We start from the raw sequence: 14,391 nt of genomic DNA, 5'->3' as shown, positions 1-14,391 counted from the left end.
CTTCAATTGTCGACGCGCCCGAAAGCCGGCACCTCGCCGATGACGGTGCGCCGGTCCTTGCCGCAGGCGAAGGACCGTGCTTTCTCGTCGGCAAGCTTGCGCGCCTGATCGTTGGCGGCAGGATTTCCTGTAGCCAGCACCAGCGCGACCGTGCAGCCGTCGCGCGCATCAATTTGCGCGACCTTGGAGACGAGCAGCACGTCGGTGGGTTTCTTCTCGTCTTCCGGATTGCTGATGGAGCGGCGATGAATGACCGCGAACGGCACCGCCTTGTCGCCGTCGGTCTCGATGCGCCACTCGATCCTGGCGCCTGAGGAATTGAAGCCGGAGAAACTTTCCCAGACCGATGTCATGTCGCCGCCGGGCGGGAAACCATAAAACAGCGATTCGCGCGCATCGTCATAGGCGATCAGCACCGGATATCCACGATAGCCCGAACAGGCGAGGTCGGCCCAGTCGCCATCGCCTTCCCCGGCCTGCGCATAGGTGACGCAGTCGTTCTTCCAGTCAAGATCGGTGTAGGCGCTCGATATCTCGCCAGCATGCGCTGCCTGGCAGACGCTGGCGAGAACGAGCGGAAGAACCAGGCTGCGCATCGCGGACATCCCCGTTGAAGGTCGCAGCAGCCTATCGCCAAACACTATTTCTTCAAGCTCGCCTCGATCAGCAGATCGGCGTTTATGGCCACCGACGCCGCCGGGCCACCGGCGCCGAACAACTGGCCGCTGATATAGGCGCCTTCGATCAGAAGCAGCAGACCGTCGCCCAGCGTGTCGGCGTCGGCGGCATCCATCGCGGCGGCCATGGCGCGCAGGCGGCGACGCAGTTCCTGCTTGTTGTCCTCACTCACCACGCGCGCCGGATGGCCGCGCTCGGGATATTCTACGGCCGCATTGGTCATGCCGCAGCCGCGATAGTCAGGCTTCTGCGTGCGCTTGCCGACGCGGGTCAGGAAGGCTCGGATTTGCGCGCGTGGATCGCCGGGATTTGCGTCCACCGCCTCGTCGAAGCGTTCCCAGAATTCGAGGTCGTATTGGCGTAGATAAGAGGCGGCCAATTCGTCCTTGGAGGGAAAGCTGCGATAGAGGCTGGGCTTGGTGACCCCGGCGCGCCGCACGATCTCATCGACGCCGATTGCCCTGATACCACGCCGGTAGAACAGGTCGCGCGCCACGCCGAGTATCTTTTCCGCCGCCTTTGGCGGAGCCGACGCGTGAGCGCTGCTGATGGACGGTTCAATTTTATTGTCTGGTGGCATTCGCGGTCTCGGTTGACACTGTTACCGATCGGTACGTATACATGCTTTCATCCTGCAACGTACCGGTCAGTAACATGATAACTCAATCCCGTCCATTTGGCCAGCGCTACGCTTTCGTCGTGGTCGCCGTCATCTTTCTCTGCCTGCTGATCGCGGCCGGCCTGCGCTCCGCGCCAGCCGTCATGATGCTGCCGCTGGAGGAAAGTTTCGGCTGGCGGCGCGACGTGGTGTCGCTGGCTGCCGCGGTCGGCATCTTCCTCTACGGCCTGACCGGACCGTTTGCCGCCGCGCTGATGGAGCGGATCGGGCTGCGGCGTACGCTGCTTGCCGCGCTTGTCGTGATGTCGGCCTCCACCGCGCTCAGCCTGCTGATGACCAAGCCATGGCATCTGCTGATCACCTGGGGCGTGTTTTCCGGCGTCGGCTCCGGCGCGGTCGCCACCGTGCTCGGTGCCACCATCGTCAACCGCTGGTTCAAGACCAACCGCGGTCTCGTGATGGGCTTGATGTCGGCCTCCAGCGCCACCGGTCTGCTGGTCTTCCTGCCGCTGCTGGCCTCGCTGGCGCAGTCAGGCGGCTGGAAGCCGGTCGTCACCGCCATCTCCGTCGCAACGGCCTGTCTGGTGCCGCTGGTGCTGCTGCTGGTGCCGGAACGCCCGGCATCGATCGGCATGGTGCGCTATGGCGCGGAAGCCGACGACGTGCCGCCGGTACCGCCGGCGGCACAAGGCAATTTCCTGACCCACACGCTGACCACGCTGCGCCGCGCCGCCGGCACGCGCGTCTTCTGGTACCTGTTCGCCACCTTCTTCGTCTGCGGTTTCACCACCAATGGGCTGGTCGGCACGCATCTCATCGCATTTTGCGGCGACATGGGCATCAACGAGGTGCAGGCGGCGGGCCTGTTGTCGATGATGGGCATTTTCGACCTGATCGGCACCACGCTGTCGGGCTGGCTCACCGACCGTTTCGATCCGCGCAAGCTGCTCGGCGTCTATTATGCGATCCGCGGCCTTTCGCTGATCTATCTGCCCTATTCCGGTTTTTCGGCGACCAGTCTGATCATCTTCGCCGTACTTTACGGTCTCGACTGGATCGCCACCGTGCCGCCGACGCTACGGCTCGCCAATGAAGCCTTCGGCGACCGCAGCGGCCCGATCGTGTTCGGCTGGATAGTCGCCGGCCATCAGGTGGGCGCGGCAACCGCCGCCTTCTTCGGCGGCACCATGCGCGAACTGCAGGGCAGTTACGAACTGGCCTTCCTGATCGCCGGCATGACCGCGATTGCCGCCGCGTGTATCTCGCTCCTGATCAACACCAGCCGGCCGGCGTTCGACCCGGAGCCGCAGGCGGCATAGTGCGCCTTCGAACGAGTGTGCCGTCGGTCAGATTGGCGATCTTTCGATGAGGTGAGATTGGCAGCTTCGCCAACGGCGCGCAGCCGATCAGTCGGGATAGCAGACCAACGGGACGTTGGGCCAAACCGCGCTATCGCAATTGGCGCTTTCCTGCCTTTGCTTGAAGGCCGCGCTGACCGGCCCCGTCACGACCGGATCGACGCCATCGGGCGCATCCGCAAAGACCTGTTCGGCGCTCGGGATATCGCTCGGCAGAGCGGGCCGCGCTTCCTTGAGCGTCGCCGCGGATTGAGCGGCGCCGGCAGCCACCAGCACGGCGAGAGCCGCAGTTGCGAGAATCGGCCGAAATTTGACGACTGCGTTGGTCATGATGTTCGAACTGCCCGGGCCCGCAAAAGGTTCCCGCCTTGGTTAACAAAACCATTTCACATGGCGATGCTTAAGATTTGATGATTATTTGGTGTCGCGCTTCCTCTTTCGCAAATGCGAAAAACCCTGTATGAGCCGCGCAACACGAAAGAGGCGGCGCCTTTTGGCCTGCTGCCTGCAACGCTCCCGAGACCAGATCATGAACCTCCGCAATATCGCGATCATCGCGCACGTCGACCATGGAAAGACCACCCTTGTCGACCAGCTTCTGAAACAATCCGGCGCCTTCCGCGACAATCAGCGCGTCGCCGAACGCGCCATGGATTCCAACGACCTCGAAAAGGAACGCGGCATCACCATCCTGGCCAAGGCGACCTCGGTCGACTGGAAGGGCACCCGCGTCAACATCGTCGACACCCCCGGCCACGCCGATTTCGGCGGCGAGGTGGAACGCATCCTGTCGATGGTGGATTCGGCGATCGTGCTGGTCGACGCCGCCGAAGGCCCGATGCCGCAGACCAAGTTCGTCGTCGGCAAGGCGCTCAAGGTCGGCTTGAAGCCCATCGTCGTCATCAACAAGATCGACCGGCCGGACGCCCGCCATGTCGAGGTGGTCAACGAGGTATTCGACCTGTTTGCCGCGCTCGACGCCACCGACGAGCAGCTCGACTTCCCGATCCTCTACGGCTCGGGGCGCGACGGCTGGGTCTCGGAAAATCCGGAAGGTCCCAAGGACCAGGGCCTGTCGCCGCTGTTCGACCTCGTCCTCAAGCATGTGCCCGCGCCGACCGTGCATCCCGGCCCGTTCCGCATGATCGGCACCATCCTGGAAGCCAATCCGTTCCTCGGCCGCATCATCACCGGCCGCATCGAGAGCGGAACGCTGAAGGCCAACCAGGCGGTCAAGGTGCTGCATCATGACGGCACCCAGATCGAAACCGGCCGCATCTCCAAGATACTGGCCTTCCGCGGCCTCGAGCGCCAGCCGATCGAGGAAGCGCAGGCGGGCGACATCGTCGCCATTGCCGGCCTGTCCAAAGGTACCGTCGCCGACACGTTCTGCGACCTGAGCGTGAGCGAGCCGCTGCATGCGCAGCCGATCGATCCGCCGACCGTGACCATGTCTTTCCTCGTCAACGATTCGCCGCTGGCCGGCACCGAAGGCGACAAGGTGACCAGCCGCGTCATCCGCGACCGCCTGCTGCGCGAAGCCGAGGGCAATGTCGCGCTCAAGATCGAGGAATCGCCCGATAAGGATTCCTTCTTCGTGTCGGGCCGTGGCGAATTGCAGCTTGCCGTGCTGATCGAGACCATGCGCCGCGAGGGCTTTGAAATCGCCGTGTCGCGGCCGCGCGTGGTCATGCAGAAGGGCGAGAACGGCGAATTGCTGGAGCCGGTCGAGGAAGTCGTCATCGACGTCGACGAGGAGCATGCCGGCGTCGTCGTGCAGAAAATGTCCGAGCGCAAGGCCGAGATGGTCGAATTGCGCCCCTCCGGCGGCAACCGCCAGCGCCTCGTCTTCCATGCGCCGACGCGCGGCCTGATCGGCTACCAGTCGGAACTCTTGACCGACACGCGCGGCACCGCCGTGATGAACCGGCTGTTCCATGCCTATGAGCCCTATAAGGGCGAACTGCCCGGCCGCACCAACGGGGTGCTGATCTCCAACGAGCAGGGCGAGTCCGTCGCCTACGCCATGTGGAACCTGGAGGATCGTGGCCCGATGGTCATCGATCCGGGCGTCAAGGTCTATCAGGGCATGATCATCGGCATCCACTCCCGCGACAACGACCTGGAAGTGAACGTGCTGAAGGGCAAGAAGCTGACCAACATCCGCGCCGCCGGCAAGGACGAGGCGGTCAAGCTCACACCGCCGATCCGCATGACGCTGGAGCGCGCGCTGGCCTGGATCCAGGACGACGAGCTGGTCGAGGTTACGCCGAAGACCATCCGTCTGCGCAAGCTCTATCTTGACCCCAACGAGCGCAAGCGCTTCGAGAAATCATCCAAGGCCGTCGGCGCGGCGTAATTTTCTGTTTCTGATCGTATCCGGGAGGGGCGGAGCACCTGGTGCATCGCCCCTCTGCCGTTCATCCCCTGGCCGCAGATATGATGGCCTGCCGGTCGGGTTCGCCGGCCAGATCGACGCGGACCGTTGTCCCGTCGCGGGCCGGCTTGCGCAAAGCCTTGGCCCCGTCGCGATCGACAACCAACAGGCGGTTCTCCTCCAGGGCTTGAAGCCGCGACCGTGAGATGCCGAGTTCGTTGGCGAGCAAACGATCGAGTCGCAGCGATATCGGCATTTCGAGCCCGAGCCGGAGCTCCAGCACGCTTGCAGCTTCGCTTGTCCCGCCAAGCGCCGTCTTGTGCACGGCGATGTCGGGAAACTCCTCGACACGCCCCACCTGGCCGCGCAGTGCGATCACATCGAAGGCGTGGTGCCGGGCAAGTGCTGCATCGTTGCTCTCCAGCGCCCGCAGCAGCGCCGGCTCGATGTCGTGGCGGTTGCGGCGCTCGAAAATGCCGAAATTCCAGGAATTATCGCAGTCGATACAACGATAGATCAGCCAGGCGTCAATGCGCTTGCCGTTGGCGTTGACGCGGAACTTTCCGCTGCTGCGATAGGCTTTGATGCCGCCGCAGCGATTGCAAGTGGTGAGGGGACGTGGTGCGATTTGAGGCGCGATCGTCCAGCGGATGCGCAGAATAGAAGACATGCCGATAAGCCCTTCCCGTCGGGAAGTTCATCAGGTCGGCGATGTCGAGATGCCCAGGCGGGCACGGCGTGGCGGTAGGCTGCGGTTCTTGGGATCAGGCGTCGCGGCGCGCGCGGCAGCGGTTCAGCAGTGCCAAACCGGTCTCGAACCGCCGCCCAGAGGAACACATGAAATGGAAAAAGGCACCGTTGTGGCGGCGCCATGCATTGTGTCGGGGGAGTTGACGAGACCGGCGGTTACGTAGGCAAAGTGAAGCTCGAAATTGTTTCGCGGCGATCTATCTAGCCGCGTGATGCCGGGCCGGCAAGCATGTTGATGCTACCGAAGCTCGATCGCTTGCGCTAATGTCTGGCATTGCTAATGTCTGGCATTGAAGGTTTTCAAGCCGAGATCCTCGCCATGCACCTCACCTCGCTCCTGATCTTCGCCGCCGCGCTCTTCGTGGCCGCCGGTTCGCCGGGTCCTTCGATCGCGGCACTCGTCGCCCGCGTCATCGCCAAAGGATTTCGCGACGTGTTCCCGTTCCTGCTCGCCATGTGGATCGGCGAGGGCATATGGCTGTCGCTTGCGGTGTTCGGGCTGGCCGTGGTGGCGCAGACTTTCCATTTCGCTTTCGTCATCGTCAAATGGGTCGGCGTCGCCTATCTCGCTTATCTGGCCTGGAAGATGTGGACCGCGCCTGTTGAAGCGAAAGAAGGCGAGATGCCACGCGAGGATTCGCCCGGCAAGCTGTTCTTCGCCGGCATGGCCGTGACGCTCGGCAACCCCAAGATCATGATGTTCTACCTGGCCTTGCTGCCGACCATCATCGACCTTGCTTCGGTGACGGTGGTTGGCTGGATCGAGCTGACGGCGACCATGGCGGTGGTGCTTGTGGTGATCGACCTTGCCTGGGTGCTGGCCGCCGCCCAGGCGCGCAAGCTCCTGAAGAGCAAGCGCGCCATGAGAATTGCCAACCGCGTCAGCGCCACCACCATGGCCGGTGCAGCCGCGGCGATCGCGGCGCGCTCGTAACCGTCACATCATTTCGACGATCGGAGCGATCTCGACGCTGAAGGCCGGGTTCATGAGGATCGGGCAATCCCTGGCCTTGGCGACGGCATCGTCCATGTCCCTGGCTTCCACGATCGTGTAGCCGGCGGTCGGGTTGCTGCCGCCATTGTTCTCGACCTTGCCATCGGGCAGCACCGTCTTCGACATGCCGACCGGATTGCCGCCGTCGACCACGGCCGAGCCGAGCTTGCCGTACCAGCCGTTCCAGGCATCCATCGCCGCTTTGCGTTCGGCCTCCTCGGTCGGCATCTTGCCGGAGCCGTGATAGACATAGAGAAATTTCGCCATGTTCTCCTCCCTTGTCGGCGGCATCGAACCGGCAGGCGGTCATGCCGCCCGGCGATCATCGGACCAAACCGGCAAACAGGCAATGAGAATGAGAGATAGCTAATGTATGGCAAGGTCAGGCCCTGCTCATCACCTTGCCATGGCGTGGTACTCGGAGTTCGGGCGCATATCGATTGCCGCCGCCACCCGGTTCGACATGTTGAAGAAGGCGGCCGTGGAGGCGATGTCCCAGATGTCGCGGTCGGTGAAGCCGGCCATACGCAGGGCCGCTCGGTCGGCTTCGACGATCTTGGCCGGCTCCTCTGTCAGCTTGACCGCGAATTCCAGCATCGCGGTCTGCTTCGGTGAAAGGTCGGCGGCGCGGAAATTCATCACCATCATCTCGCCGAGCGAAGGGTCGCCCGACAGCTGGCGCACGGCGGCGCCATGCGCCGTCAGGCAGTAGTAGCAATGGTTGATGGAGGAGACAGCGACCGCGATCATCTCGCGCTCCAGCTTCGACAGGCCTGAATCGCCCAGCATCAGATCGTTGTACATGTCGGTGAAGGCACGCAGCTTCTTGTCGTCGAAGGCGTAGGCGCGCAACACGTTGGGGACCAGGCCGAGCTTCTCCTCGCATTTGGCGAAATAGGTCCTGGTCGCATCGCTCAGCTCAGCAGCGGCGAGATCGAGCGCGGTGATCTTGTCGGTCATGGGCATTCCTCCTCGTTTGTCGCCGGCTGCCGCCGAATTGCGATAATTCTTGGCACGCCGTCAAACCTTTGTCGCCAAATAGCGGTCATCTGCTACAGATGTCCGCAAAAGCATACGACGGGAGGAAAGAAGCGTCATGGCCAGCGTGAAATCGGCGAGCAGGTCGAAGAAGAAAGCCACGGCGATGCCGAAGACGCAGGAAAGGCCAGCCAGGCTCGCCGACTACCTGCTCGCCCGCGCGCCGGCGGAAGACATTGCCGCCTATGAGGTGGCCGACCTCGAACGCGCCGCGGATCTCGCCGGCCGCGCGGTCGCCGGTCACAAGAAGGGCGCGTGCGCCGTCGCCGTCGACACCGATTCCGGCGTCGTTCGCGAGGGCCGACCCGTCACGATCGTCACCGTCGTCAACGACAATATGCCTTTCCTGTTCGATTCCATACTCGGCGAGATCACCGAGAGTGCCGGCGAGCCGACCCTGGTGACCCACCCCGTCATCACCGTCCGCCATGGCAAGGACGGCGTCGAGGAAATTCTCGGCGACGGCAATTTCGCCAGGGACGACGGCAGCCACGACCGGCTGAGCGTCATCCATGTCCATATTCCCCGGCTGACCCCGGAGCAGGCGAACGGCTTGGCTGAGCGGCTGCGCAAGATACTCGGCCAGGTCCATTCAGCCGTCAGCGACTGGAAGCCGATGCTGGCCCGCCTCGACCAGGCGATCTCGGAATTCCGTTATTCGGCGGTGCCGCTGGACAAGAAGAGCGTGGCCGAGGCGATCGCCTTCCTGGAGTGGCTGCGCGACGACAATTTCACTTTCCTCGGCATGCGCGAATTCACATATATCGGCGGCGAGGAAAGCGGCACGCTGGAGCGTGCCGACAAGCCTGGCCTGGGCATATTATCCGATCTGGACGTGCTGGTGCTGCGGCGCGGTACCGAAGCGGTGACGACAACGCCGGAGATCCGAGCCTTCCTGCATGGGCCGGAGCCGCTGATCGTCACCAAGGCCAATGCCAAATCTTCCGTACACCGGCGCATCTATCTCGATTATATCGGCATCAAGACCTACACCGCCAAGGGCGCGCTGGCGGGCGAACTGCGCATTGTCGGCCTGTTCACATCGACCGCCTACACGCGCTCCGTGATGAAGATTCCCTATCTCAGGTCGAAGGCCGAAACCGTCATCGCCAAATCCGGTTTCGACCGGCACGACCACTCCGGCAAGGCGCTGATCAACGTGCTGGAGAGCTATCCGCGCGACGAACTGTTCCAGGTGCCGGTGCCGATCCTGAGGAGGCATGCCGCGGCCATTCTGGGCCTCGTCGAGAGGCCGCGCGTGCGGGCACTGGTGCGCGCCGACCAGTTCGACCGCTTCGTCTCCATCCTCGTCTTCGTGCCGCGCGACCGTTACGACAGCGTCGTGCGCGAGAAGGTCGGCACCTACCTCAAGACGGTGTTCGAAGGCCGGCTGTCGGCCTACTACCCGGCCTTCCCGGAAGGCGGGCTGGCGCGCGTGCATTTCATCATCGGCCGCTCCGGCGGCAAGACGCCGAAAGTCGAACAGGCAACGATCGAGGCGGCGATCCGCGACATCGTGCGCACCTGGGAGGACGCCCTTTCCGAGGCGGCGGAAACCAGCGGCAGCGACCCGGCGCTGAAGAGGATTGCGGCACGATTTCCGGAAAGCTACCGGGACTCCTTCAGCGCCGGTGTGGCGCTGGTCGATGCCGGGCGTATCGCCAAGATCAGCGCCAGCAATCCGATCGCCATCGATTACTATCGCCATGCCGAGCAGAAGCCGCACCAGGCGGCATTGAAAATCTATCACCATGGCAGCCCGGTGGCGCTGTCGCGGCGCGTGCCGGTGCTGGAAAACATCGGCTTCCGCGTCATCAGCGAGCGCACCTTCGAGGTCGGCGACGACAAGGCCGGGACTAGCGGCCAGCCCGGCATGATCAATAGGGATCAGCCCGGCACCGTGTTCATCCACGACATGGAGCTGGAGAACAGCTACGGAAAGCCGATCGACCTCAGCAATGGCGGCGCGCTGTTCGAGGACGCATTCCTGTCGGTGTGGCGCGGCGACGTCGACAATGACGGCTACAACGGCCTTGCCCAGACCGCAGGCCTGTGGTCGGGCGAAATCACCATCCTGCGCGCCTATGGCCGCTATTTGCAGCAGGCCGGAATTCCGCAGAGCCAGGATTTCATCGCCGCGGCCCTCAACCGCTATCCCGAGATCGCACGCGGCCTGCACGCGCTGTTCATCGCCCGGCTCGGGCCGACGGCCGAGACGGAAGGCGTGGTGGCGGCAAAGCATCTCAAGGCCAAGATCAGGGACGCACTGGAAGACGTTCCCAACATCGATGACGACGCCATCATCCGCCGCTACCTCAATCTCATCGAAGCCTCGCTGCGCACCAATCATTTCGTTGCCGATACGAAAGCCAAGGGCCAGTCGCTGGCGATCAAACTCGATTCGCGTTCGGTCGACGGATTGCCCGAGCCGCGACCGTGGCGGGAAATCTTCGTCTATGGCTCGGAGGTCGAGGGCGTGCATCTGCGCTTCGGTCCGGTGGCGCGCGGCGGCCTGCGCTGGTCGGACCGCGCCCAGGATTACCGCACCGAGGTGCTCGGCCTGGTCAAGGCACAGCAGGTCAAGAACGCGGTCATCGTGCCGGTCGGCGCCAAGGGCGGTTTCTATCCGAAGAAGCTGCCGATGAGCGCCGGCCGCGACGCCATCTTCGAAGCCGGCACCTCGGCCTACAAGAACTTCGTCTCCAGCCTTTTGTCGATCACCGACAATATCGGCCTCGACGGCGTCATCCCGCCGGCCGGCGTTGTCAGGCGCGACCAGGACGACCCCTATTTCGTCGTTGCCGCCGACAAGGGCACGGCAACTTTCTCCGACACCGCCAACGCCATCAGCGAAAGCCATGGCTTCTGGCTTGACGATGCCTTCGCCAGCGGCGGTTCGGCCGGCTATGACCACAAGAAGATGGGCATCACCGCCAAGGGCGCGTGGGAGGCGGTCAAGCGACATTTCCGCGAGATGAACCGCGACATCCAGACCACGCCCTTCTCCGTCGTCGGGGTGGGCGACATGTCGGGCGACGTGTTCGGCAACGGCATGCTGTTGTCGCCGAAGACAAGGCTGATAGCCGCCTTCGACCACCGCGACATCTTCATCGATCCCGATCCCGACATGGCGGCATCAATGGCCGAGCGCCAGCGCATGTTCGCTCTTCCCCGTTCGAGCTGGCAGGACTACGACAAGAGCAAGCTGTCCGAGGGCGGCGTCATCGTGTCGCGCGGCCAGAAATCGATCACCTTGCCGGCCGCTGCTGCTGCTGCGATCGGCCTCAACAAGACGACCGCCACGCCGGTCGAGATCATGAGCGCCATCCTCAAGGCGCCCGTCGACCTCTTGTGGTTCGGCGGCATCGGCACGTATTTGCGGGCCTCGACCGAGACCAATGCCGAGGTCGGCGATCGCGCCAACGACGCCGTCCGCATCACCGCGCTCGACGTGCGCGCCAAGGTGATCGGCGAGGGCGCCAATCTCGGCGTGACGCAGCGCGCGCGCATCGAATTCGGCATGAATGGCGGCCGTTGCAACTCCGACGCCATCGACAATTCGGGCGGGGTCAACTGTTCCGACGTCGAGGTCAATATCAAGATCGCGCTGGCGTCCGCCATGCGCAAAGGGTCGCTGACCCGCCCGGCGCGCGACAGGCTTCTCGCCGAGATGACCGGCGAGGTCGGCGAGCTGGTCCTGTCCAACAACTACCAGCAGACGCTGGCGCTCTCCATTGCCCGCAAGCGCGGCCTCGCCGACATCGCTCACCAGGCCCGCTTCATGTCGGCGCTGGAAGCACGCGGCCTGCTCGACCGCACGGTCGAGACGCTGCCCTCGCCGGCGGCCCTTGCCGAACGCGAGGCGCGCGGCGAGCCGCTGACCAGGGCCGAGCTCGGCGTGCTGCTCGCCTATGCCAAGATCGTGCTGTTTTCCGACATCGTCGCAAGCGACGTGCCTGACGAGCCACATTTCGACCGCGACCTGATGGGTTATTTCCCCGACCGGATGGCGAAGAAATATGCCGCCGAGATCCACGGCCATCGCCTGCGCCGCGAGATCATCGCCCGCGTCGTGGCCAATGAGCTGGTCAACCGGGGCGGTCCATCCTTCGTCAACCGGTTGCGGGAAGCGACGGGGCGCACCGCCGCCGACGTGGTGCGCACCTTCGCCGTGGTGCGCGACGGCTTTGCCTTGCCGGCGCTCTACCGCGAGATCGACGCGCTCGACAATCAGATCGACGGCCAGATGCAGCTCGATCTCTACCAGGCGGTCAGCCGGCTGATCTACGTGACCAGCGGCTGGTACTTGAAGAACGACGCCGGCACGGCGCCGCTTGCCCAGCGCATCGCCGAATTGCAGGAGGCGCGCAAGGCGCTGGAGCCGAAACTCGTTTCGCTGCTCCCCGATTATTCGCGCGAACGGATCGACGAGAAGCGGCATGGACTGTTCAAGGCCGGAGCGCCGGACAGGCTGGCAGCGCAGCTGGCGCTGGCCGATGTGGCGGAGCTGATCCCCGACATCGCGCTGACGGCGCGAACGGCAGGCGCCGACATCGTCGCCGCGGCGAAGGCCTTCTTCGCGGTCAGCGACGCCTTCCGTATCCCGCGCGTCGAGGAGGCGGCCCGCTCCATCACACCGGCGGACTATTACGACCAGCTCGCCCTGTCGCGCGCCACCGACACGATCGGGACCGCGCGGCGCGGCATCGCGGTGGCGGCACTCGTGAACCACGCCGGGGCAGCCGACCCGGTGGCGGCGTGGCTGGAGGCCGGCGGGGAGAGGATCGGCCGCACCCGCGAACGGCTGCAGGCGCTGACCGAGGGCGGCGACATCACCGTGTCGCGGCTGTCGGTGGCATCGGGCCTGATGAGCGATCTGACAGGGATGTGAGTCATAGCTTGGTAGGTCGGCGCCGCCCCTCATCCGCCTGCCGGCACCTTCTCCCCGTATAGGACGGGGAGAAGGGAGCTTGCCGTATCGCCGGCACCCTTCTACGGAGTTGGCCGTTGGCGAAAGTCGCGAATGAGAGTCTTTCTGCCCGTTCTGTACGGGGAGAAATGCCCGGCAGGGCATGAGGGGCTGGGCGGCGCTTGTTCGTTTGCATGACCAGCGGAAAACATGCAGACATGGGGTGAACCGCCCAACGAAACGAAGGCGACCGGAGGGGACATGGCCGAAGTAGCAGTGCAGCGGGCGTCCGGGCGCGGCATCTGGGGGTGGATGTTGTTCGACTGGGCTGCGCAGCCCTTCTTCACGGTCGTCACCACCTTCATCTTCGGCCCCTATTTCGTTTCGCGCATGGCCAGCGATCCGACCACCGGCCAGGCCGTCTGGGGCTACGGCATCGCCGCGGCCGGACTGGTCATCGCCGTGCTGTCGCCAATCCTCGGCTCGATCGCCGACCAGACCGGGCCGCGCAAGCCGTGGATCGCCTTCTTCGCCGCGGTCAAGATCGCCAGCCTGGTCCTGCTCTGGCTCGCCGCGCCCGGCTCGAACCTGTTCCTGATCGTGGCATTGTTCTCGCTGGCCTCGGTGGCGGCTGAATTCTCCACCGTCTTCAATGATTCCATGATGCCGCGCCTGGTGCCGAAGAGCGAGATCGGCCGCATCTCCAACATGGCCTGGGGGCTTGGCTATCTCGGCGGCATGATCGCGCTGATCTTCGTCGTGCTGTTCCTGGCCGGATCGCAGGAGACCGGCAAGACCATCATCGGCCTCGACCCGTTGTTCGGACTGGACCCGAAGCTCGGCGAGGATGCTCGCGCCACCGGGCCGCTATCGGCCGGCTGGTATTTCCTGTTCATCCTGCCGATGTTTCTCTTCACTCCCGATGCCATCAAAGGCATCCCGATCAGGCCTGCGGTGCGCGAAGGCCTGTCGGAGCTGAAGTCGACCTTGGCCGAGGTGCGCAGGCGCGGCGGCATCTTCCGCTTCCTCGTCGCCCGCATGATCTATCAGGACGGCGTCAATGCGCTGCTGGCGCTCGGCGGCACGTTCGCGGCCGGCATGTTCCACTGGTCAATCACCGAGATCGGCATGTTCGGCATCATCCTCAACGTCGTCGCCATCTTCGGCTGCTGGATCGCCGCGCGGCTCGACACCGCGCTCGGCTCCAAGGCGGTGGTGATGATCACGCTGGTCATGCTTTCCGTGGCCACCATCGGCGTGGTCTCGACCGGCCCCGGCTTCACGCTGCTCGGGCTTATCCAGCTCTCGACCACCGATTCCGGGGGCCTGTTCGGCACCGCTGCGGAAAAGGCCTACATCCTCTACGGATTGCTGATCGGGCTCGCCTTCGGGCCGGTGCAGGCGTCATCGCGGTCCTACATGGCGCGCAGCGTCACGGCGTCGGAATCCGGCCGCTATTTCGGCATCTATGCGCTGGCCGGGCGCGCGACCAGTTTCCTGGCGCCGTTCCTGGTGGCGACCATCACGGCGGTGAGCGATTCGGCGCGGCTCGGCATGGCGGTTATCATCCTGTTCCTGGCCATAGGCATGGCGATCCTGATCAGGACGCCGTATCCGGCGGACCGGGCGGCGGAGTAGCGCTCTTCCTTCTCCCGCAAGGGGAGAAGG

Annotated in this window: 11 protein-coding genes; 5 read left to right on the top strand and 6 right to left on the bottom strand. The window is 64.4% G+C overall.

The genetic code is table 11. From position 1 onward, the window contains the following. Positions 1-2 precede the first annotated feature (2 nt). Both LB533_RS01495 and LB533_RS01490 read right to left on the bottom strand, forming a co-directional pair. Entirely contained in the window at positions 3-596 is a 594-nt protein-coding gene (locus tag LB533_RS01495; RefSeq protein ID WP_224676492.1) for a hypothetical protein, read from the bottom strand. A 44-nt stretch (positions 597-640) separates the two neighbouring features. Next, positions 641-1,258, bottom strand: a complete 618-nt coding sequence (locus LB533_RS01490; RefSeq protein WP_224676491.1) for a TetR/AcrR family transcriptional regulator — start codon at positions 1,256-1,258, stop codon at positions 641-643. Positions 1,259-1,332: 74 nt separating this feature from the next. On the opposite strand from LB533_RS01490, the gene LB533_RS01485 reads away from it, so the two are divergent. After that, positions 1,333-2,616 carry an MFS transporter gene (locus tag LB533_RS01485; protein ID WP_224676490.1) on the top strand — a complete coding sequence of 428 codons (1,284 nt, stop codon included), beginning with the start codon at positions 1,333-1,335 and terminating at the stop codon, positions 2,614-2,616. An 87-nt stretch (positions 2,617-2,703) separates the two neighbouring features. On the opposite strand, the gene LB533_RS01480 is transcribed toward LB533_RS01485, so the two are convergent. Then, positions 2,704-2,985, bottom strand: coding sequence for a hypothetical protein (locus LB533_RS01480; protein WP_224676489.1), 282 nt, complete (start codon positions 2,983-2,985; stop codon positions 2,704-2,706). A 199-nt stretch (positions 2,986-3,184) separates the two neighbouring features. On the opposite strand from LB533_RS01480, the gene typA reads away from it, so the two are divergent. Continuing rightward, the gene (typA, locus tag LB533_RS01475) at positions 3,185-5,014 is read left to right on the top strand and encodes a translational GTPase TypA (RefSeq protein ID WP_140492867.1); all 1,830 of its coding nucleotides are present in this window, start codon (positions 3,185-3,187) and stop codon (positions 5,012-5,014) included. A 61-nt stretch (positions 5,015-5,075) separates the two neighbouring features. Here typA and LB533_RS01470 read toward each other — a convergent pair whose 3' ends face one another. Then, positions 5,076-5,702: a DUF1062 domain-containing protein gene (locus tag LB533_RS01470; protein ID WP_224676488.1), complete on the bottom strand. Its 627-nt coding sequence runs from the start codon at positions 5,700-5,702 to the stop codon at positions 5,076-5,078. A 399-nt stretch (positions 5,703-6,101) separates the two neighbouring features. Between LB533_RS01470 and LB533_RS01465 the strand changes: the two genes are divergently transcribed. Next, positions 6,102-6,716 (top strand): LysE family translocator, encoded by a 615-nt coding sequence (locus LB533_RS01465; RefSeq protein ID WP_140628809.1) that lies wholly within the window; start codon positions 6,102-6,104, stop codon positions 6,714-6,716. A 3-nt stretch (positions 6,717-6,719) separates the two neighbouring features. Here LB533_RS01465 and LB533_RS01460 read toward each other — a convergent pair whose 3' ends face one another. Next, positions 6,720-7,043 (bottom strand): YciI family protein, encoded by a 324-nt coding sequence (locus LB533_RS01460; RefSeq protein ID WP_140641107.1) that lies wholly within the window; start codon positions 7,041-7,043, stop codon positions 6,720-6,722. 129 nt (positions 7,044-7,172) lie between these two features. Next, positions 7,173-7,736 carry a peroxidase-related enzyme gene (locus LB533_RS01455; protein WP_140641109.1) on the bottom strand — a complete coding sequence of 188 codons (564 nt, stop codon included), beginning with the start codon at positions 7,734-7,736 and terminating at the stop codon, positions 7,173-7,175. Between the two features lie 136 nt (positions 7,737-7,872). On the opposite strand from LB533_RS01455, the gene LB533_RS01450 reads away from it, so the two are divergent. Next, complete coding sequence (locus tag LB533_RS01450; RefSeq protein ID WP_224676487.1) at positions 7,873-12,705, top strand: NAD-glutamate dehydrogenase; 4,833 nt, start codon at positions 7,873-7,875, stop codon at positions 12,703-12,705. A gap of 279 nt (positions 12,706-12,984) precedes the next feature. Next, entirely contained in the window at positions 12,985-14,361 is a 1,377-nt protein-coding gene (locus LB533_RS01445; RefSeq protein WP_140641113.1) for an MFS transporter, read from the top strand. The last annotated feature ends 30 nt before the right edge of the window (positions 14,362-14,391 follow it).

The organism is Mesorhizobium sp. BR1-1-13, from assembly GCF_020165515.1.
In the GTDB taxonomy this organism is placed as follows: Bacteria; Pseudomonadota; Alphaproteobacteria; order Rhizobiales; family Rhizobiaceae; genus Mesorhizobium.
The sequence above is the reverse complement of the archived record's forward strand: the minus strand, read 5'-3'. Positions and strand labels throughout refer to the sequence as shown.